16 protein-coding genes are annotated in these 20,938 nt (G+C 42.3%); 7 read left to right on the top strand and 9 right to left on the bottom strand.

Annotation, left to right across the window (positions count from 1 at the left end):
• Window positions 1-252 precede the first annotated feature (252 nt).
• The 6 genes from RMX89_RS00435 to RMX89_RS00410 all read right to left on the bottom strand — a co-directional run bounded on the left by RMX89_RS00435 (window position 253) and on the right by RMX89_RS00410 (window position 11,556).
• Window positions 253-843: a class I SAM-dependent DNA methyltransferase gene (locus RMX89_RS00435; RefSeq protein ID WP_322672799.1), complete on the bottom strand. Its 591-nt coding sequence runs from the start codon at window positions 841-843 to the stop codon at window positions 253-255.
• Window positions 840-1,589 carry a PIG-L family deacetylase gene (locus RMX89_RS00430; protein ID WP_322687534.1) on the bottom strand — a complete coding sequence of 250 codons (750 nt, stop codon included), beginning with the start codon at window positions 1,587-1,589 and terminating at the stop codon, window positions 840-842. The genes RMX89_RS00435 and RMX89_RS00430 overlap by 4 nt, the downstream gene beginning before the upstream one ends.
• The gene (locus RMX89_RS00425) at window positions 1,579-2,703 is read right to left on the bottom strand and encodes an acyl-CoA dehydrogenase family protein (RefSeq protein WP_322687610.1); all 1,125 of its coding nucleotides are present in this window, start codon (window positions 2,701-2,703) and stop codon (window positions 1,579-1,581) included. Before RMX89_RS00425 ends, RMX89_RS00430 begins: the two co-directional genes overlap by 11 nt.
• Before the next feature lie 594 nt (window positions 2,704-3,297).
• Window positions 3,298-5,526 (bottom strand): adenylate/guanylate cyclase domain-containing protein, encoded by a 2,229-nt coding sequence (locus RMX89_RS00420; RefSeq protein ID WP_322687533.1) that lies wholly within the window; start codon window positions 5,524-5,526, stop codon window positions 3,298-3,300.
• Between the two features lie 77 nt (window positions 5,527-5,603).
• Entirely contained in the window at window positions 5,604-6,341 is a 738-nt protein-coding gene (locus tag RMX89_RS00415; RefSeq protein WP_322672796.1) for a DUF928 domain-containing protein, read from the bottom strand.
• A gap of 226 nt (window positions 6,342-6,567) precedes the next feature.
• A complete protein-coding gene (locus tag RMX89_RS00410) occupies window positions 6,568-11,556 on the bottom strand; it encodes a CHAT domain-containing protein (protein ID WP_322687532.1) in 4,989 nt (1,662 codons plus the stop codon).
• Between the two features lie 621 nt (window positions 11,557-12,177).
• Here RMX89_RS00410 and RMX89_RS00405 point away from each other — a divergent pair.
• Window positions 12,178-12,498 carry a hypothetical protein gene (locus tag RMX89_RS00405; protein ID WP_322687531.1) on the top strand — a complete coding sequence of 107 codons (321 nt, stop codon included), beginning with the start codon at window positions 12,178-12,180 and terminating at the stop codon, window positions 12,496-12,498.
• Between the two features lie 113 nt (window positions 12,499-12,611).
• On the opposite strand, the gene RMX89_RS00400 is transcribed toward RMX89_RS00405, so the two are convergent.
• Window positions 12,612-12,938 carry an anti-sigma factor antagonist gene (locus RMX89_RS00400; RefSeq protein ID WP_322684360.1) on the bottom strand — a complete coding sequence of 109 codons (327 nt, stop codon included), beginning with the start codon at window positions 12,936-12,938 and terminating at the stop codon, window positions 12,612-12,614.
• Between the two features lie 233 nt (window positions 12,939-13,171).
• The gene (locus RMX89_RS00395; RefSeq protein WP_322687530.1) at window positions 13,172-15,394 is read right to left on the bottom strand and encodes a sensor histidine kinase; all 2,223 of its coding nucleotides are present in this window, start codon (window positions 15,392-15,394) and stop codon (window positions 13,172-13,174) included.
• A gap of 848 nt (window positions 15,395-16,242) precedes the next feature.
• Here RMX89_RS00395 and RMX89_RS00390 point away from each other — a divergent pair.
• From RMX89_RS00390 to RMX89_RS00375, 4 genes are read left to right on the top strand one after another with little or no spacing between them, the layout of a single operon-like run.
• A complete protein-coding gene (locus tag RMX89_RS00390) occupies window positions 16,243-16,980 on the top strand; it encodes a DUF3865 domain-containing protein (protein ID WP_322684358.1) in 738 nt (245 codons plus the stop codon).
• A gap of 19 nt (window positions 16,981-16,999) precedes the next feature.
• Window positions 17,000-18,094: an aromatic ring-hydroxylating dioxygenase subunit alpha gene (locus tag RMX89_RS00385; protein WP_322687529.1), complete on the top strand. Its 1,095-nt coding sequence runs from the start codon at window positions 17,000-17,002 to the stop codon at window positions 18,092-18,094.
• A gap of 51 nt (window positions 18,095-18,145) precedes the next feature.
• The gene (locus tag RMX89_RS00380; RefSeq protein ID WP_322687528.1) at window positions 18,146-18,352 is read left to right on the top strand and encodes a hypothetical protein; all 207 of its coding nucleotides are present in this window, start codon (window positions 18,146-18,148) and stop codon (window positions 18,350-18,352) included.
• Window positions 18,330-18,941, top strand: coding sequence for a hypothetical protein (locus tag RMX89_RS00375; RefSeq protein WP_322684356.1), 612 nt, complete (start codon window positions 18,330-18,332; stop codon window positions 18,939-18,941). Before RMX89_RS00380 ends, RMX89_RS00375 begins: the two co-directional genes overlap by 23 nt.
• A 106-nt stretch (window positions 18,942-19,047) precedes the next feature.
• Here RMX89_RS00375 and RMX89_RS00370 read toward each other — a convergent pair whose 3' ends face one another.
• A complete protein-coding gene (locus tag RMX89_RS00370) occupies window positions 19,048-19,416 on the bottom strand; it encodes a Dethiobiotin synthetase (protein ID WP_322687527.1) in 369 nt (122 codons plus the stop codon).
• 209 nt (window positions 19,417-19,625) lie between these two features.
• On the opposite strand from RMX89_RS00370, the gene RMX89_RS00365 reads away from it, so the two are divergent.
• Window positions 19,626-19,862, top strand: coding sequence for a hypothetical protein (locus RMX89_RS00365; RefSeq protein WP_322672786.1), 237 nt, complete (start codon window positions 19,626-19,628; stop codon window positions 19,860-19,862).
• 526 nt (window positions 19,863-20,388) lie between these two features.
• Window positions 20,389-20,634 carry a photosystem I iron-sulfur center protein PsaC gene (gene psaC / locus RMX89_RS00360; RefSeq protein WP_012411495.1) on the top strand — a complete coding sequence of 82 codons (246 nt, stop codon included), beginning with the start codon at window positions 20,389-20,391 and terminating at the stop codon, window positions 20,632-20,634.
• Window positions 20,635-20,938 lie beyond the last annotated feature (304 nt).

The following is a 20,938-nucleotide window of genomic DNA, read 5'->3' as shown; positions in this document are numbered from 1 at the left end:
ACAACCAATCACACAGAGCGTCGGGAGGAATGCGCGGTTGAGGTAGCATTCGCTACGTCAACCAATCTCTTTTCGGACATACAGACAACCTGTTTCTGATGAGCAATTCTGCGATAGCGAAGCGGTAGCGAGTATTCGAGCGTCGCGTCTTGATTATGACCGGAGGCGGAGCGTTTCCGGCTCCGCTCCTGAATTACTTCTTCAACCGAAAATTATTGCACGCTGTACGTGATAGCGTCGGCGTCGGGTAGTTTACACTCGCTCGAATAAATCAAGTCGATATTCTTCATCCCGTTGACCTTTTAAATGCCGCAGTTTATTTGGGGTCAACTCAAAAAACGAGTCATGAACTTCATCTCCACTCAATGGATAATCACGGGCATAAAGTATCCAATGAACTAAAAGTAGATGTCCTCCAGGTTCCAGGTGTTCCAGAATGTACTGTTGGGATTTTTTCAGGTCTTCCCAGCACCAGTAATAGCCAACTTCTGAGACTAGGGTCAAATCAAACATTTCATCAGGATATTGCTCTGGGACACGCATAATCTGGAACTTGATATTGGAGAGATGCTGACAGCGCTCTTTTGCTCTATCCTGCGCCAATTTTGATACATCAACTGAGAGCAGTGAGTCACAACGTTCTTGCAGTTTTTCAGTTAAAACGCCAATGGAACCACCGATTTCAAAGGCAGACCGATAGCGATCTTTGGGTAAAGCTGCAATTGTGGCAGCATATTTGTTAGCTTCGTAAATACTTGTCTCAAACTTCCACGGGTCTGGATTTTCGCTGTAGAGTTTATCAAAGTAGCTGGGTGGTAGGGAATTAGATTGTAACGGGTTCATCGGTTTTCCTCTATATAAACTTCCCAAGGATGAGTAAAATTTGCTAACATTTCGGGAGTTAGGCGAAAGCCTTCTGGATCGTCATCAATTAAGTCTGTAGTTTGGGAACGATAAGCAGCGATCGCTTGCTGTTTCAACTCCACCACTGCGCTAATATTCAATCGCCAAGTTGTCACCTCAAGAGGTACTGGCAGACTCTCTCGTTGGTCAAAGTCCCAATCCCAAATCGGATACTCAATCAATCGGGGGGATAAGTGCAAGTCATTCAGCACTGTGTGAATTAACTTCCACGTCGCTCGGTGGTCTGCATGAGGGTCATATCGCCAGGGTAAAAAGATAATTTGTGGGGCGATTTCTGTAATGTAAGCACGACAACTAGCTACTGCACTTTGATACTGTGTTGAAATTGACCCATCCTCCATTCTACAGAAGGTGACATCATTCACCTCTACACCCAGCAATTTTAATGCTGATAGCGTTTCTGCTTCCCGCAGAGCTAGGAGTCTAGCTGCGGGATATTTCTGGGAACGAGGGTGTGAAAGAGTACCATCACTGATGACTAACACTTGCACATGACAATTTAAAGACCGTAATAGAGCGATCGCACCTCCACAACCTAATGTCTCATCATCAGGATGGGGTGCAACAATCAGTACTGGGCTACAAGCGATCTCGTTAACTGAACGCCAGGGCAAAACATTAGGATTGTCTAGTGGTAATGCAATCAAGCCAAATTCATTCATCATTCCAAAGTATTGAAGCCGGATTACTTTCATGCAAGACATATTGCCCGACATTTGCCAAGGCTGCATCAAAAGCAGGTTGACGCAGATATAGAGTCAAATCTCGGATAATTCGTTCCATCGGATTTGGTGGTAGTAAGCCGCGAGTTCCCACAGAACGTTGACACAAATGCATCACATCAATGCAAATTTGTTCAATTGCTGTCCTGACCATGTTGGCATAGGCGACGAGTTGGTTTGCTTGCGGGTGAACAATAGTGGGATCGCCACCAAACACTGGTGCATAGGCTGCTACTCGATCCGCAGCCCCCCGCAGCCAGAGATTACCACTTTCAATGGCGATCGCCATTCTGCCAAGCCGTTCCTGTTGATATGGATCGTTTGTATATTCCAACTTTTGTAGATACTGACGAGTTAGGTTAAACAGTGCTTCTGCTCCACCTAGTTGCACAGCAGCAAACCGAATTACCCCAACAGATAACCAAGGCTGTCGATAGTAATCTCCTGGCTGACCGATTAAATAGCTTTGATCCAACTCGACACCGCTAAAATCCACTTTGTAACTAGCAGTAGCTCGCATCCCAGAAGGTTGCCACCAAGCGGGATCGCTAAGAGTTGTCACTTCGTCCATTGGCACAATGCACATTTGCCAACCGCCCTCTGGCAATACTCCATTCACGAAAGGACGTTCAACATAGCCAGTACCACTACAAAACGTTTTAGAACCTTCCAGCCGATAACGCCCATTCTCACAAGGAATTATCTTCACACCATCAGAGGCTTCAGCATTCCAAACGCCAAATATTTTCTGGCGATCGCGGGTATCATGAGCGCAGCTTGCGATCTGTTCTATGGAACCAAAGGTCTGAATCAGTTGTAGGGCGTTGATATGTCCTTCATAAATTCGCCCAACTGCCAGATTGCCATGCCCTATCTGCTTTAATAGCATTAAAAGCTCGTAGGTAACATTAGCATCAATTCCTGCACCCCATCCACCTAATTCTTTCGCTAATGGTGCAGCCAATAACCCAGCCTTAGCAATTAGCTCAAACTCTTGCTTGGGAAAAGCAGTATTGCAATCGATTGCAGTGGCATTGTTTAAACAATAATCCGCAATTTCTGCGGCACGTTTGAGATCCAGAGCAATGTTGGAATTATGCCATTTTGGGATGACGACATTCTTTAATAATTGGATGCTAATAGCCGACTCCTTTCTGTAATATTTCTTTATATCTTGTTAAGAAGAATTAAATTAAATAAGTTAATATCTCTATCTTTTGTATGATTATATACCTAACCAAAGGGAGATTATTATATGCATAAATTATTTTTTGCGTAGGACAATGGAGTATACTTTAATTTTAGCAGAATCACCAGAGTTTAACCATCAACTCTCATCTGCCAATATTAAACGTGCCAAATTAGAAGAATTTCATTAAGCAGCGTATAACTATTCAGGTAGAGCGTATGATGCAACTTTTGAACTGATGGATGCGATATTGCTGACGCGAAACGCTTACAGTTTGGTAGATTTATTGCTATCATTGAATGTCTGCTTGATTAAGAGTAGCGTTAAGTAGGCCGGCAGACAATACTTGTCGGGTTTTGGGGGAAGGAGAAAAGGTAAAAAACCCTTAACTCTTATCCTTTAGCCCTTTCCCAACAATGAACGAGGCTAAAATCCTCTTCCTTCCTGCCCGATCCCAACTACTTAAATCTTACTAAAAATTGCTTTTATCTCAGAACTTTTAGTAGTAAAGTAGATATAAAACAACCCATCTTCTATTGGTTTTTCTAAAACTTTAGCATAAATATCAGCGCTTAATTCTTTTGAATAATTTGGTGATAAAACTAATTTAATATTACTGAATAAAGAAGGGATGATATCCTTTTGTATATCCTTGGGACGTACCTCAGCCCCCTTAGTGGACAGTTTAACTAAACTGCCTTGAAAAAGGGTTTTTTCAATGTGCTTTTCATCTAAAATTGTATATTCTATTGGTATTGCTTCAGCTAAGGGTAGTAATCTTTCTTCTTCTTGAGTTAAAAAGAGATTGTATTTTCCAATAATCCCGCTAACTTCGTAAATATTTATCGGTAGTTTAATTCCTTTTACTTGTACTTGCTTTTGCCCACAGATTTTAACAATTGACTCTACTTCTCTAAATGTCGATTCTGAAATAACAATCTGTCCTCCAATTGTATAGGATTCAATACGATAGGTGAGATTCACCTGGCTACCGACTACACCATATTTGGTTCGGATATAAGAACCAATATTTCCAACAACAACTTCGCCGGTGTTGACAGCTATTCCCATTTCTAATGGCGGCAGATTCCACTGCTGCATCTTTTCATTTATATTCATCATTGCTAACTGCATAGCGATCGCACAAGCAATAGCCCTTATAGTGTCGTCTTCTTTGGCAGTAGGCGCACCAAACAACACTAAAATACCATCACCTGTAAACTCATCAATGGTTCCTTGATACTGGGTAATGATATCTGCCATTGATGCTAAATAAAAGTTGAGAATTTGAACAACCTTTTCCGGGGGTAATTGTTCCGAAATACTGGTAAATCCTCTTAAATCGGAGACGAGTATGGTGATTTTGCGCCGTTCGCCCCCAAGCTGTAAACCTTTTGGGCTTTCTAATAAGGTAGTGACTACTTCTTTGCTTAAGTAACGCCCAAATGTATAACGAATTTCTCCAGCAGTACGGGCGATGTAGACTGTAATGGCGATCGCAGATCCCAACAATGCTAATAATGGTGGTACTACAGGTATCCACCAACTGGCGATAAAGGCTGTATATGTACTAGCCAATAGCACACCTGCTGCCAAAATTGGGCTAGTTATTTTCTGGAAGGATAAAAATTTTATCCCACCTGCATATCGCCATTGCCAAGTTAGACTTGCACCCACAAAAGACCACAAAAAAATCCATCCTATTTCTATTGGCTGCGACCAACTCTTAATTAGTGGGCGACCTGCTGTAGCTGCACTGATAATTTGGCTAGCCATATTCGCGTGAATCTCTACCCCAGGCATAGGTTCGGGAGAAGTCAACAAATCACTACTATAGGGAGTGAAAAATAAATCCTCAAAACTCTCGCTGACGTTACCAATCAAAATAATGCGATCGCGTCCCCATTCTGGTGGTACCTTGTCTTCTAAAATATCTGTCATCGTGACTGTAGAAAAGCGTTTGGCTGGCCCCCTGTAATTTATTAAAATTTGGTAGCCACGGTCATCAGCTCGCACATAGCCACCATCATTAGCAGCAAAAGGGATAAATCTTGTCTTTCCTAACTGCCAATTTTTTGTCTGTCCAGAAGTTTGGGGTGCAATACCTTCGGCATCGAGATAAAGTAAAGCTAAATATAATGCAAAACTGTAAATAGTCTCTCCATTTTTATCTGTTAAGTAGAGCAAACTGCGTCTTACCTTTTTATCTGGATCTAAAACCAAATCATTTGCACCTACTTGCCCTTTATCTTTGAGTGCTGTTGGCGGGTCAATTGGCTCGCGTTGGTTATCTCCTACCACTCTTTGAATCCCGACTAAATTAGGGGTAGATGTAAATACTTTGGTTAATTCTTGATGTCCTGGTTCTACAGGTAAATCGCGGTAGATATCTAAACCAATAGCTCGTGGTTTCCTGGCTTTTAATTTTTGCAACAATTGAGCATACAGACCATCTGGAACGATTGGCTGACGAATTTTTTTCATGTCTGCAAGATTTACTCCCACAATGACAATTCGATCGTCGGGTGCTTCTTGGGGTCGCAGACGCATATATCCATCAAAAGCCTCCAACTCCCAAGGCTGCATTAAACCAGCAAAGCGTAATAAGATGACTACACCAGCCACACTAGGAGTAGTAATCAAAACACCGCGCCATTGCCACAGTAGCTTTTTCCACTTTCTCCAGATCATCTTGTTTGTACCAAAATTAATTTTTCCGGGTAGCAAAGTAGCCGTTTTAACTTTGCTGATATTTAGCTGTACTGAGGTTAGGGATCGCTCGTGCAGCAGTCAAGGAAAGGTTCTTTGGCGATCGCCTCTAAACCGACTGATTGTAAAAGTTCTTCCCATTCAGTTGGCTTCTCGCGGCGCAATTGAGCAACGGTATTCAGTGCTTCCTGCCAAATTTGAGACTTTGCATAAATTTTTGCCTGTTCTAGAAGTCCTGCCCCAGCTAGCTGATTTTTCAGGGATGAACTTACTTCAGTACGCTGGAGTAATCCCTTGACAAATTGATCCTGAGAGCGGTCTTGAAAATCGCAAATCATCGTGAAGTACCATCGATAATACTTGCCAATTTGGAGAGAAACATTTGCTGGTAATTCCAGTTTAATGATGCCAGGAGTACTAGGCAGTTTAAAAGTTGTCAGATAAACCTGATTTCCGGCTTCATCTGTCAAAGCCAATTCTCCAGATTGGGCAGTATTTTCAGGAATGTACCAATATAGTGTTGGATTGGCTGCAACCGTTTTCCCAAAATTATTTTTTGACGGCATCAAAGGCGTTATCGGTATTCCTCTCTCATCGATACAAGAAGAGCCACGCGTTCCTCCACCCAATGTTTGAGAGGGCGCTCCTCGGTCATCTACAGGTGGGAATTTGAGACTGACTTTCCACTCCACGTTGGATGGCGATCGCCGTGATGGCAAGCCAGCAAAAGTGACAATGGTGGGAGAAAGTGCGCTAACAAGGATCGCTAAAAACAGAAAAGATTTTGGTAAATTCATGATCCACGTAAAGACTTCTATTGAATGTAAATCAGTCTTTTCAGAAGTATAGTTGAGTGCTGTTAGCGGATAGCTAAAGTTTAGCCCGTGCTGAGTCAAGAGGCAGAGCCTCTTGGAACTCGTTCCCAGTTTTCAGGCTAGGAACGAAGGTACAATAAGTCTTTGGGCTTTACAAGCGTGCCATTCCGCTCCCAGTTAATTGGATAATTTATTTTCTGGAAGTCCCTTACCAGGGATTGCCGACGAGCGTGAAACCACTCCAATAATAAGGATGAGCAAATTCTTTGTCTCCTATTTGTCTTAACTCCGGCGGTAAAGGAAAACTCTGACTCGCTGTTACCAACTGACCCTTCTCTAGTCGCACCTGGCCCTTGAGCATCGCTACCTGTGCTTGCCGTAGAGCCTCGGCTTTGATGGGAGTTTCTTTCAATTTCTCGTAGAAACTTGTCATTAGTCCCATTGTGCTTTCATCGTTGACAGACCATAGACTGCCCATCGCTGATTTCACTCCTGCTAACACCGCCAAACCTGCAAATCCCAACTCCGCTTCTGGGTTGCCTAATGCTGTACGACAGGCACTCAAAACCAATAGTTCCACTGGTGGCTGACTTAACTTCAACTGCTGCAATTGGCTAATTAGTAATTTGCTATACCAAAACTCAATATAGGATTTATTGATATTACCAGGCTGAAAGTTGGCATGGGTAGAGAAATGGACAATACCAAACGTCTGTAAAGCGCGGGCTTGTTTGAGCTTTTCCACTGTGAAGTTTTCGTTGAGGAAAGACTTACCAGACCACAATTGACTAACGATTAAAGACAACTCTACTGAAGCTGCTGGTAAGGGCTTTTGATCGGGGAAGCGATCGGCTCCCATCGCTAAGACTTGCTGATTTCTCACATCCGCATAGCGAGTGTCAGTAAGTGATAGGCTGGGCATAAGACCAACGCTGTATCTTTCCACAATAAACCCTTGTCCGTCATGCAGGGCGGCGATCGGCAGGGAGCGTAAACCCGCGTCCATCAAAAAGCTGAGATTCGTGATTTTTTGAGCTTGTAAATCCTTTTCCAAAGGCCCAAGCAGCCACTTATAGAGCTTTTGAGCCAAAGCTAGATATGGGGGAGAGCGTTGAATGTTAGTGATAGCTGCTTGGAATTCTTGAGCGTTTTTGAGGACTTGCTCTCGCGTCGCTCCCTTAATCTGCCGTCTGATTGGTGTTCCAGAGGAAGTGACCATCACTAGTTCGAGCTGGTAGTTACCTTGAGCTTGTTGCGTAGTGGGTTGTACTTGCTGTCGGCGCTGCTCCAAACTTTGAGAATTGAACTCCCAGATAGGTTGTGGTTGCTTAACAGTCTCCTCTTGTTGAGATTTGGAGTCTTGCTCGGTTTTGGGTTGAAATAAGACATAAATCAGGGCAGGTTTAATGCCAGTGGCTTGTTCAATTCGGCGCAATATAGCCTGAGCCTCTTTTAGGGTTTTGATGCGGGCATTGCTGATGCCCAAATGGTTCTCAAAGGTCTTGGTGAAGGCTTCCTCCAGTTCTGGTAGGTTGGTGTCAGTTGCTGGTGTGGAGGCAAAGGTTACTTGTAGTGGCTGCGTAACAGGGAAGGGATTGGTGAGATCGACGGGATTAAAATTAACAAGTGGAGTCTCAGTTGGGGGTGGAGGGGGGATAATAGAGATTTTCCCGCCAACGATCGCACCAGCTGTACCATTTACCGAGGCATTGCCAATCTGAAACGGATTTAAGTTGCCTCCCCCATGCCGGATTGTGATGTCTCCGCCACTGTTACCGCCAAGGCTGGAAATGCTAGCCAGACTGCTGTTGCTGTCGGTGAAGGTGTCTGTGACTCGGAAAAATTGTCTAGCGGTAATATCTATGTCACCACCTCTACCGTTTTTCCCACCTTGGGCGTTAATCTGGGTAGCTTGAATGTCACGGCTGGAGTCAAGGGTGACATTCCCACCGTTGCCGAAACTACTGCTGGAATCAATTGCGCCAGTGGTAATATTATTGGTGGCAGCTTTTGCGATGATGGCACCACCGTTAACTCCTGAGCTGTTCAGGTTGCCCGTGGAAATGGCATCGCCGCTTTCGAGAGCGATCGCTCCCCCATTCCCTGTTGTAGAACTAGTATTGAGAGTTCCCGCACTGGTATTGATATTGCCATTGGTGCTGGTTATTCTAATCTCTCGACCTTGATTTACCACATCGCCAGTGGTAATGTTTTGGTTGGCTTGCAGGTTAAGGGTGGCATTGTCAGCTCCTGTGAGTTGAAATCCACTAGTGTTGATGGAACCTGAGCCAAAGGGCGATCGCAAAGTAACCGGATCGTTGAAAGTCACATCACCTGCTAAGGTAATGCTACCGCTGCTGTTATCTCGCCCGATCGATATTTGAGAAAAGCCATTTTGCCAGGTGTTTAATTTACTGGCATTTAGATTTAAACGGGCATCGTTAATGTTGCCACCCAAGGTAATGTCTAAGCTAGGAGTCCGAGGCTGCAACTGAAGGATACCAGTACCTTTGATTTGGGTGGAGCCAAGGAAGTTCATTTCATCAGCAGTGAGGGCGATCGTACCACTGCCTGTTCCAGTGGGGTTAATCGAACTGTTTTTAATGCTAATTCCTTCTGTGCTGTTTCTACTAGCGCCATCTAAGCTTATATTTCCGGTTGCCGTCGATTCCACCTCTGCGCCGTTTTCCAGTAAAATGCCGAAGTTCCGATTTCCTTCTCCATTACCGCCAGTACCCATGAGGCTGATGTTTCCATTGGCTGAACTGACTTTGGAATTGGCACCGATATATATCCCCTCACTAATATCAGTCCCGACTCCGGCAATCCCCTCTAGAGTAATTGTCCCCGTTTTTGTCGCCGTGATGATGCTACTGTTTACTTCAATGCCGTCGTTGTCCCTACCTCCTCTGGCGTTACTAGTACCTTGGAGTGTAATCTTCCCAGTACCCGTGGAACTTACCAGGCTATTGTTAAGCTGAATCCCGTTGTTATTGTTTCCATTCCCGTAGCCTATGCCTGTTAAGCTGATATCTCCATTTTCAACCATGATGCTGCTATTATTCAGCAAAATGCCTTTCTGCTCGCTCGCATCAGCGTTGTTTCCCTGACCTTTAATTGAAATATTGCCAGTACCAGAGTTGAGAGTCGCTCCATCAAGACTGACTCCAATGGGATTTGCTGCTGTTCCTTGTGTTGGCTCGTTTAAGGGGTTACTACTACCGCCCAGAATTATATTGCCTCCATTAGAATCGATCGCAGCACCGCTTTTGAGAGCGATCGCTCCTCCATTGATCCCGTCTCGATTTGCATTGAGGGTGACATCCAACTTCCCCACACCACTGGCTGTTAGCTTGGCATTTGAGTTGATAAAAATACTGTTATTAGCTTCTAGCGTGAGATTTGCATTGGCAGCACCCGTTGTGCCGATGTTGGCATTGATGTTGATATTGCGATCGGCAGCTAATTTCAACGAAGAACCGCTACTCCAGGAGATTGGATTGCTGACTGTAATATCTCCTTTACCAGCCAAACCCGATGTTGTCGAAACGGTAACATTACTCAAAGCTAGTTGATTTTGTAGCCTAGTCGAGTTGAGATTAGAAGAGGTTGTGGTGGTGTCAGCAAATATCCCCCTACCGAAGGTCATACTGGCGGTATCTGTTGCGCTGCTGATGGTGATATCAGTCGGATCTAGCAGGAGCGTGCCGACTTCCCCCGCAGGCGAGAGCAAATCAACTAAGCCTTGAAATAAAAGCAATCCCTTACTAGATACTTCGACTAACCCGCCATTCCCAGCATTAAGCCCCCCGATGGCGTCGATCTTACCAAAGAACTGAGTGTTATTATCTGACCAAACGATCGCCCGACCGCCATCACCGTTTCGCAGGGCGTTAGCATTAATTACCGAATCACTGCTAACAAACGTCTGTAAGGCATTGGGCAAAATACCTTGACCTTTGTAGTCTCCCCCAATCCGAACGATGCCGCCACCAGATGTGCCAGAGGCATTAATGTTAGCACCTATCAATCCGACGCGATCGCCCAAGACGTTTACTGTACCACCTGTCTGCATAACTCCTGTATTAGAAACATCTAGGGTTCCAGAAGCGATCGTAGTTCCTGCGGCAGTTGGGATAGTTGTACCAGATCGTGTTAACTGCACTGTACCCGCATCTAAATTCGCGATCGCACCCAGATTTAGTCCCTTAGCCCCTTGGGTTAACAGCGTTGGCAAATCCAGAGGGTTAATTGCTAGGTGTTGGTCTATTGTATTTCTTGGCAGTTCTAGCTCTAAACTCAGCAGGTTTCCTGCTTGAGAGATCCGAATCAGGTTTGTTCCCGGTACTGCTGCAAGAGTGATATTGCCGCCAGGTGCGCTCAATGTCGCCGTATTGATAATACTCCCACCGATTAAAGCCAGATTGTGTTTTTCTAAAACTGACAAACTACCAGCATTGATAATAGTCCCAGGATTGGCGAAATCAAAGGCAAACCCAAAGGGATTGCCATTTAAATTTGAGTAATCATTTTTACCGACTGCATTAAACCAAAAGCGATTGTCAAAACCAATTGCTGTAGCAGTCGTTACTGTAAAGTCAGCCGGAAGGTTAATTTGGGCATTCGGCCCAAAGATGACTCCTGCTGGATTCATGATGAATAAGTTGGAATTTCCTCCAGTTACCTGAATCAATCCATTGATGGTTGAAGGATCTTTGCCGACAACTCGTGTGAGAATGTTATGAATATTGGGATTCGAGAGAAAATTGGCAATCTGCTCCTGATTGAGTCCAAATTTCTCCAAGCTGTGAAATAGATTCGCCCGATCGCCAGAAAGTTTACCCCCTTGGATGTCGATGCGATTGCCTTCTTGAGTCACAACTGTTCCTGTCCCATCATTAGCTGGAACGATGGATTGTCCTAGTACGGGTTTGGCAGCAATGTTCCCTAACCAAAAGCATAGGGTAAGTGCGATCGGCAATGCAGCATCCTGACTTCTAAACACCAGTGGCTTTTGCTGACAAAAACGCTGTAAGTAGCTTGCTTCCCTAAAAAAGTACAAGTGCGCAATTACCGACGCTCGATGACTCGCTACCGCTGACGCTCGATGACTCGCTAACGCTGCGCTAACGCTAACGCCAACGTACTGCCTTGCTAACGGACTATTTCCTTTTGACTTTTGATTTTTTCTGTTCACTGCCAATTCCCCAAGCTTAAAGTTGATAATTCACTTGGAAATAAAAGCCATCATCTATGAGCGTTATTGCTATGTGCGATCGCCATAATTCTAGTGGTGCGCTACACAAACTTTTCCTCGTAGCCAGCAGAGGGGAAAGAACACTTGCGAACTATCTTCTTTTTGTCCAAAGTCCAAACAGTAGATATCTTTAAAATAGTATCATTCTAATATATAAGAACATTAGAGAATCTTTTTACACAAAAATATGAGCAACATACTGAATTATCTTGAAGACAATCCTAAAAAACAAAGTTTTTGATTAGTTGGGAGTATGAACAATTACAACAATTAATTTTAAATACCCAATGATTGTATCATGAAAAACAAGCTTTATTAGAATTGAAAAAAGTGAAAATTATTGTTATACGAGGAGGTCGTAAACCAAAACTATCTATTAAAGAACAAATTATTTTAAAAGGCTCGACCTTAACTTCTCACGACGAATACATACTGCGTTGTCTTGTAGTTTAAAAATTTACTTTATAAATTGTCTCTTAATTAACGTAACCAATAATTAGTGATGAGCAGATGGGGTCATTAGCTTCATCTACTGTTACATTTCATACCTTAAAACCAAGTATGTCTTTTTGGAATTTAGCACGCGATGTGAAACAACAAATCGCTACGAATATCCAGCGCAACGATCTATTTAGTATGATGCTAGCGTCTGGACTGGCAGTGGCAACGAAGGGGATGCTCTTAAATCAAGTACTGGCAAGTGTTGGAGTCACTAAGCTTGGTTTAGTTAACATTTCCGATCGCTATGGGGTATTTCAACTCGAAGAAATTAATGCTGTAGCTTCAGCATCGGTGTTTCCAGGTGTTTTTATGGTTGAGGCATTAAGGTTTCAGAAAAACATGTTTTTGAATTTTATATTTTCTGAGCCTTCACTCAGTTAGGAAACGATCGCGGCACTTGCAGACGATGCTATTGCCTACCTAGTTGATGCTTGTGCAGATTAGAGTTTTTGCCAGCGTAAATTTGTTTTTTTGGTAGTAACTAGTTGAGTTTCTCAGGAAGCAGCATCATATTCATCAACTATAAGTAGGCTTTGGTCAAGTCCAGTTTTTTTGAGTGTATCCAAGACCATTTCTTGCGGAGCAACTATGTAAATATTTGCATTAGCATCTATTGTTTGTTTAGCAAAAATGAGTACCCGCAGACCCGCACTGGCCATATATTCTAAGTCTTGCATCAACAACACGAGGTGTTTTGGATGCTCAACTGCTGCTTTCTCTACCTCTGTCTTGAAAATGGGTGCAGTCATTGCATCTAATTCTCCAGACAAAGTGATTTTAGCAACATCATTGCCGATTTCTAGTGTAACGCTCAAAGCCATAACTTTTTCCTCTATCTCTATGCTTATTTATTTGAACCTATTTGTAAGATTTTAATGTCGGAGATAATTTATCAACAAGTAATTATAGTTAAAATATTGCTGAAAATTGGCGTTGTAAACATAATCTTTGAACAGGTGATGCCTACTTTGGGCTATGTTTACGCGTAAGGGACTTCCAACTCAAAAAAAATCCCATCGCTTTGTAGGCAGAGGGGCAGGGAGATATTAACAGTCTATACTTTGACGACGCCTTCAGGAGCTTGTTGGCGGATAGGCACTTGAATTATGAAATTAGTGCCTTGCCCAAGGCTAGAAAAACATAGCAATTTCCCACCATGCTTTTCCGTAATGATTTGGTAGCTGATTGCCATACCCATACCTGTTCCTTTGCCTACGGGTTTGGTAGTAAAAAATGGATCGAAGATCCGGTTTTGAACCGATTCTGGCATTCCTTGTGCATTATCAGCGATCGCAATTTCTATTGATTGTGAATCAACTACTGAAGTGCGGATAGTAATTTGACTGGGATTTTCTTGTATCTGTTGAGAGGTACGCTTGATGTCTGCTTCATCAAGGGCATCGATTGCATTTACCAAAATATTCATCAATACTTGATTGAGTTGACCAGGATAGCATTCTACTTGCGGCAAGTTGCCATAATCTTTAATAACTTCAATTGCTGGACGGTCTGGTTTATCTTTAAGGCGATGTTGCAGAATCAAGAGTGTACTTTCGATACCTTCATGAATATCAACTGTCTTAAATTCCGCTTCATCCATACGCGAAAAATTTCGCAGCGATAGCACAATATTACGAATTCTTTCAGTCCCCATTTTCATCGAAGACAGCATCTTTTGTAAATCTTCCACAAGAAATTCTAGATCGATTTTCTCTGCTAATGCTTGAATTTCTGGGTCATGACTAGAATGGCGTTCTTGGTAGAGATAAATCATCTGTAACAAGTTTTCAGTATATTCATCCAAGTAAGTAAGATTGCCGTGAATAAAGTTGACTGGGTTATTGATTTCATGGGCAATACCTGCTACCAGTTGACCCAGACTAGACATTTTTTCACTTTGAACTACTTGTGCTTGGGTACGTTGCAATTCACTCAAGGCTGTTTTCAGTTCAACAGTCCGTTGTTCGACTCGCGCTTCTAGTTCTGCATTACTATTTTCTAAAGCCACAAAGGATTCGCGCAATTGTCCTGCCATGTGATTAAAAGAGTGAGCAAGAGTGTTGAGTTCATCGATATTCCCCTCTTCGAGTGTCTGTTGTAAATCACCAAATGCTATTGCCTGGGTAGTCTGATTCAAGCGCAAGATAGGATGGGCAATCCAACGCGAGGTAAATATGCCAATCGTTGTTGCTACTATCAGCGCCCCAAAACACAACAGGATACTAATTTGGGTGTTGGCATGGATTTGCGCCATGTAAGTTTTTTCCGGAATACCAACTACCACTAACCAGTCCAAACCATGTTGGTCTCGCCAAGGTACAACGTGCACATAGAAATTTTCTCCTTGAACATTAACTTTCAGTTTTTGGGTATTGGTAATCGACTGGAAATTTGGAATGCGCTGCTGAAGCTGCTTGGCAATGTTTTGTACCGCCGGATTGGGGCTGTCGATCGCTTTCAGGCGTTTAATTTGGTTATTGAGTACAGTAAAAGGCTTTTCTTGAGCAGAATTGGCAACCAACATACCATCACGCTCCATAATAAAAACTTGTCCAAAGTGGCTGACATTTAATTTTTGTAAAAATTCACTGAGTTTCAACAGGTGAATTTCAGCCCCGACAACACCAATCAGTTTTTTGCTGGCATCATAAATCGGACGACCTGCCGATGCCACAATATAGGGGGGATAAGCAGGATCGTAATAAGTATAAATGCGAACCCAGATAGGTTTTCCGGCTTTCACAGGTTCAGTATAGGCAAGTTCATTGACGGTATCCCAAGTACTGGTTGTCATCACTTTGGTTGGGTTGCCATGATTATCTGTTAAGTAAGTTTTCGTATTTTTCGGCAGACTTGGAGTTTTGATGGCGTTATCATCGATTGTCACTGTTTTGCCATCGTAGCGGCCGGCTCCAGTTCCTTCTCCAGTTGCTAGGTTCAAGCTGATAAAGGTTAGGTCATAGGCTTGCATTTCGTGCCAGAAATACTTACCAACCTTGAGGCGATCGCGCACATCCAGCAATCCCATATTAATTGCATCCGCATTTAACTGGATAACTTTATGGGGAATCGACAGGTAAGCATCCAAATGTTGATTTACTTCACCACTAGTTCGTTCCATCAACTGATCCGCCAGATCGTTCACCGCTTTCTCGCCATTTTTAAATGACACATATCCAACCAGTCCCACGATGCCAAAAACTTGCAATACGAAAGGAACGATCAGAACAAGGTGTAATGAAAATGCACGGACTTTGCTAGACGGATGTATCTTCATAAGTGGTAAATCTTGGTTCGCTCAAGTCTTGGCTTAACCTAGATTACCCATCACAAACTTCATACTATCAAATACCAGAAAAATCACTTAGTTGTATTTATACTATTTTTAAGATAATTTGTGCTTCATCTTCCCGAACTTTATCCTCAATCAAGCTCATTCCTTGCTTCTGTGAACAAGATAAATACATCTTTGTCCTGCTATTTGGGATATTTAATGTGATTTACTAAATATCAATACTTAGTAATTAAGTTTACTTTAATAATGCCATTTGAAAAATGTTTCAGTAGCTAAACATTACTTAAATAATCTTAATGAAGTATTAATGTTTATAATGATTTAATATTTGTAGAAATAAAAATTCAAGGTTTTTGAATTCCAAAAACCAAATCTGGCAATCAAGAATGCCAAAAACTTCATAAATTAACTGTTTGCAATTTCAGACCTGATATCGGTATTCAGAAATCTTTGGTAATCAACCAAGCTAACTGAGTATCAATTTTGTCTTAGCTGTATTCAGAAATACTTGGCGATCGGGCTAGTGAAATGCGTATTAATTTTACGTATCAATTTTGCTTGGTTTTGATATGCCGCTAGTATCACCGTTTGCAAATTTAGTCCTGATATCAGTATTCAGAAATCTTTGGTAATCAACCAAGCTAACTGAGTATCAATTTTGCCTTGCCTGTATTCAGAAATACTTGGCGATCGGCCCAGTGAAATGCGTATTAATTTTACGCATCAATTTTGCTTGGTTTTGATATTGCCGCTAGTATCACCTTTTTTATATTTACACCAACTTTTGAGACAAATCGACCGACACTACTTCAACTTTTGAAAGGACTAAAATGGTGAACACATTCGATTGCCTAACTCAGCAGCTAAATCAACTGCTCGCTCAGGATTACCTGGCATTTAGTATTACAAAAAATCCTGTTGCACAAATGCTGAGTCAAGCAAGCTTTGCTCAGATTGCTTATATCATGCAGCAATATTCGATTTTTCCAAAGGAGTTGGTGGGTTTCACAGAATTAGCAAGACAGAAAGCGCTGGTAGCAGAATGGGACATTGTAGCCCAAGAACTCAAAGAAAACATTGCCGAAGAGATGGGCAAAAGTACACAAGGAATTTCTCATTACACGCTTTTAGCTGAAGGGTTAGAACAAGGACTGAGTGTTCCTGTGAAGAACGCAACACCATCGATCGCTACATCCAAATTGTTAAGAACTGTGCAATCGATATTTGAGCAACAACTACCTAATGTGCTGGGAGCAACCTATGCGATCGAGGCAACCTCAATTCCAGAATTAACTCTGATCGTGCAACTTGTAGAGTGGTTGCTAGAAGGAGCAATGCCCAAAGATTTGGAATATTTCTTTAGCAAACATTTAGATGAGTGGGAAATTGAACATGAAGCGGGCTTGAGAACATCTCTGGCAGCATATATCCAACCCGAACAATTTGGAGAGTTTGCAGCAGGGTTTCGGGCAACGATCGATGCGATGGAAGCTTGGTGGCAGGAATTAGCACAAGAGGCAATCTCATCTGAGGTTGTTCTGACTACAGCGATCGCTCAACACCACTGATTAAATAGAACTTAACACTATGAATATCTTCACCCATTCATCATTTGTAGATGAAACTCCTAATAGTAATAAACCAAAATTTGGACTACCTGGTGATTACTACTTTAGCGAGCAAATTTTTGCTTACGAGCAGCAAACTATCTGGCGTAACACCTGGCAGTTTGTAGGACGTGAATCCGATCTACCTAATCCTGGGGATTATCTCACTTGCCAAGTTGGCGATCAGCCCATGTTCGTGATTCGAGATAATAATGGTGAATTGCAAGCAATGCACAATGTTTGTCCGCATCGCGGAGCGCAGATGTTACAAGGGCAGGGTCATTGTCAACGGGTGCGTTGTCCGTATCATGGTTGGAACTTCAATTATGAAGGCAATCTTAAAGGTTTACCTCGCGCTGAGTGTTTTCCCAATTTAGATAAGTCGGCTGTCTATCTAGCTAAGGGACGAGTAGAGACATGGGGCGGCTTTATCTTTATTTGCTCAGAAGCAGAAGGCGAATCCTTAGTCAGTTATTTAGCCGGATTCTCAGACTATTTAGAGCAATATCAGCACTCCTGGCAGGAACTTCAGCAGGTCGATCGTTGGTTTTATGAAGAGCCAGCCAATTGGAAATTTCCCATTGAAAATTATCTAGAGTGTTATCATTTGTCAGTTGTTCATGCCCAAAGTTTAAAGTGTTTCGATCCGAAGAATATTATTTACACTTCAACTGGGCGACACTATCAGATATTTGTTCCTTTTACAGATGATGAATTTGTCAAAGATCACCCCGCTTTTTCAGGAGAACCAAGGGGACAATCGTATCAGGGCTTCATCTTTCCTAATATGATGGTGAATACTGCAAGAGACAAAGTTTCAGTTTTTCGGCTGACTCCTTTATCTCCCACAAGAACCAAGTTTGAGGTTTTCATTTATCAAACAAAAGCACAGATTGAAGCATTTCCTTATAAGCAGGATGAATTTAGACCGGAATTTGAGCGGGTGTTAAATGAAGACTTTGGGATAGTGCGATCGCTACAAGCAAGCGTTCATTCTAAAGCTTATGGTGTACTTCAGTTTGCAGATATTGAATATGGAATTTCTCACTTCCATCAAGTTTTGTCGAAGTACTAATTTGTCATCAATAGTCATCTTCTTTAAAGGCAGAATCCAATACCCAATATAATGAGTTTTGAATCTCCCAGTCCCAAAATTTATCTTCTTGTCCGTACAATCTTAGCCCCTACGGCGATCCATAAAGGCTTAGATGCGCGATCGCTACAACCCATTGAAGTAATTTTGCTGAAAAACGGGAAGACTATGGTTAATCCCAAATGGGGAAATTTCTATAAAAATCCTGAACAGCAAAATGCTCAAAAAATCTCTACTTAACTGTTTAATTTTGCCTTTTTCTCTAGTGCCCTGGCTCTGTGTGGGAACGCTTTTTGATTCCCAAGCCAATGCTTTACCAGGACAAAGTACAGAAGAGGTAGGCACTTGGATTAAAGCACATCCGACACTCCGCCCTAGGAGAGGGGAGCAATTATTTGTGCAAAAGACTGATACTGCTGCCCAACGATTCACTTTTCAAGCGTCAGTATTGCCTCCTGGTAGGGTGGAGTTTTCCAAAGACCGGGGCACAATTCGGACTGAGCGCATTACTATGTATGATGCTATTAACGGCATGACATTTGCGCGTCTCCAAGAATCCTTGCGGGTGATTTATGGCTTGGAGATTTATCAAGATTACGATCGCGCCCAAGTTGTGTATCAATATCCCAACCAGAAGGTAGTTAATTCCGCACGTCTGGCTAAAACTCCGATTCGGGAAGCCTTAAAGGGAGAATTACGAGTAGGCGATCGCTATGTATATTGGGTGGAAGTTGCCCAACCCAAGAATGGCAAAGCTTTTACCGGTCAAATGACCGTTTTGCTCAAAACTGATTTAGGCAAGTTAGAAAATGAACTGCAAATTCGTTAGTGGGCGACAAGAGGAGGCAGCAGGCAGGAGGCAGGAGGCAGAAGTTCTTTAATTTTGAATTTTGAATTTTGAATTTTGAATTTTGAATTTTGAATTGATTTCTCCCTCATCTCTTCCCCAACTCCATAGTCGCTAAGGTTTGCCATATACCCGAAAAGATACTTTCAGCTGCTAAGGAAATTCGTAGTAAATCTTCTTTGAGTAGTGGTGGCCAATCAACCCCGGCTTTACGCCCTGCACCAAATAGTTGTTGCGCCTTAATGCTTAACTGATGAAGGGCTAAAGCCAGTTCTCGGTCTACGTTCTTTGCATCTTTGAGGGCTTCAAACACCACTTTCAATGCCAACAAAATCGAAGTGATCTGACCGGGTACCGGCGGTTTGCCCTGTTTCATACGCGTTAACAGCGCATCTGGGTTTTCCTCGGTTGTAATTGTCTGATCTATGAGGAGTTTCCTAGCTGTTTCGTAATTCATGTAGTCAGTTTAGCGTACATTTTGCTTCAGCAGTAATACTTAATTAAAAAGTAATAAAACGGCTTTCTAGTTATTTATAGCAATCTCTGATGATTTGTGAAATGATAGGCGTGGGGAAAATGATGAGGAATTGGCCATGCTCTAGGTTAACCAGATAGACTGAATATAATATCTTTGAAAAATACATCTGACTAGGAATCAAAAGTAAAATGATCTCATTGAATTTACTAGAAATTGAGCGCTCTATCCTTGCCTTGTCTGTGGAAGAACAACTTTGGTTGTTAGAAAGTATTGTTCGACAAATCCGAGAAAGGGAATATGTAAAAGATAATTTTAATGATGCTAAAAATCTAGATGAACAACTGCAAGTAACCGCTACCCTGCCAAATATTCAAACACAAATTGCTACTATAAATGATGAGTTTGCAATTTCTGAAATTCTCTGATGATATGTAGGAAAAAATATTATGAAATTGCCAGGCCTAAAAAATTAAATATACAAGTTATTAGTGAGCGATCGCAAAAAAATTGCTGAGTGCGATCGCAGTCTCGAAATTAATCATTTACATCGCACTCAGCAGTTTTATTCAGTAATGAAAACAAGTTTTTGCGTAATCTAGATTGCCAACCTGTTTTTGTTTACACGGAGATGTGGCGATCGCAAAATCAAATTATTAACCAAAATCCCCATAGTTAAAATTATGGAGATGTCCCTATTTACTTTTAATTTTGTTTCATTTGTCTTTACGATTAAACCCTATTATGGTATATAACTGTGGGAAATACGCTCTGATGATGTTGCTGATTATCAGTCAATAGGGATAATCTCGCAAAAGCAAATTTTAACGGTGCTTATTACATTGTTTAAAGTTATGTAGCCTTTTGATTACGGCCTATCAACCACTGCGGTAGACTATGCGTTGATTATGATTCTTTCGCAGAAAAGAACACTCGAAAGGAGCCGTTTTTTCAATGTCTCATACCGTAAAAATCTACGATACCTGCATTGGCTGCACCCAATGCGTCCGCGCTTGCCCTACTGATGTACTTGAGATGGTTCCTTGGGATGGCTGTAAAGCTGCTCAAATTGCCTCTTCACCCCGTACAGAAGACTGCGTGGGCTGTAAGCGCTGCGAAACTGCTTGTCCCACCGACTTTTTGAGCATCCGGGTTTACCTGGGCGCTGAAACAACTCGCAGTATGGGTCTAGCTTACTAAAAAGCTGAGTGCTGAGTGCCCAGTGCTGAGTGCTGAGACAAAAAGAAGTAAATCAGAAACACAATTTCTTGATTCTTCACTCGGAACCCAGAACTCGGAACTCAGCACTCAAGACTTTTAATTGTCTCAATAGCAAGCACCTTTACGATCGTAAAGTGGACACTGCCCGCCTTACGAAATCGCAATTTTAGATTGGGGATATAATCTCTGGGTATCTAAATCCTAGAAGTTGTATTTGTACCGTCAGGTCAAAAGCTGACGGCGAATCCACTGTAAAAAAACCTAAAATCCATAACAATACCTA

Origin of the sequence: Nostoc sp. DedSLP04 (genome assembly GCF_034530775.1) — a bacterium.
Taxonomy (GTDB): domain Bacteria; phylum Cyanobacteriota; class Cyanobacteriia; order Cyanobacteriales; family Nostocaceae; genus Nostoc.
The sequence above is the reverse complement of the archived record's forward strand: the minus strand, read 5'-3'. Positions and strand labels throughout refer to the sequence as shown.

Coding starts and splice junctions, on each gene's coding strand:
- RMX89_RS00435 (WP_322672799.1), bottom strand. CDS start 843: ATGAACCCGTTACAATCTAATTCCCTACCACCCAGCTACTTTGATAAA.
- RMX89_RS00430 (WP_322687534.1), bottom strand. CDS start 1,589: ATGATGAATGAATTTGGCTTGATTGCATTACCACTAGACAATCCTAAT.
- RMX89_RS00420 (WP_322687533.1), bottom strand. CDS start 5,526: ATGATCTGGAGAAAGTGGAAAAAGCTACTGTGGCAATGGCGCGGTGTT.
- RMX89_RS00415 (WP_322672796.1), bottom strand. CDS start 6,341: ATGAATTTACCAAAATCTTTTCTGTTTTTAGCGATCCTTGTTAGCGCA.
- RMX89_RS00405 (WP_322687531.1), top strand. CDS start 12,178: ATGTCTTTTTGGAATTTAGCACGCGATGTGAAACAACAAATCGCTACG.
- RMX89_RS00400 (WP_322684360.1), bottom strand. CDS start 12,938: ATGGCTTTGAGCGTTACACTAGAAATCGGCAATGATGTTGCTAAAATC.
- RMX89_RS00395 (WP_322687530.1), bottom strand. CDS start 15,394: ATGAAGATACATCCGTCTAGCAAAGTCCGTGCATTTTCATTACACCTT.
- RMX89_RS00390 (WP_322684358.1), top strand. CDS start 16,243: ATGGTGAACACATTCGATTGCCTAACTCAGCAGCTAAATCAACTGCTC.
- RMX89_RS00385 (WP_322687529.1), top strand. CDS start 17,000: ATGAATATCTTCACCCATTCATCATTTGTAGATGAAACTCCTAATAGT.
- RMX89_RS00380 (WP_322687528.1), top strand. CDS start 18,146: ATGAGTTTTGAATCTCCCAGTCCCAAAATTTATCTTCTTGTCCGTACA.
- RMX89_RS00375 (WP_322684356.1), top strand. CDS start 18,330: ATGCTCAAAAAATCTCTACTTAACTGTTTAATTTTGCCTTTTTCTCTA.
- RMX89_RS00370 (WP_322687527.1), bottom strand. CDS start 19,416: ATGAATTACGAAACAGCTAGGAAACTCCTCATAGATCAGACAATTACA.
- RMX89_RS00365 (WP_322672786.1), top strand. CDS start 19,626: ATGATCTCATTGAATTTACTAGAAATTGAGCGCTCTATCCTTGCCTTG.
- psaC (WP_012411495.1), top strand. CDS start 20,389: ATGTCTCATACCGTAAAAATCTACGATACCTGCATTGGCTGCACCCAA.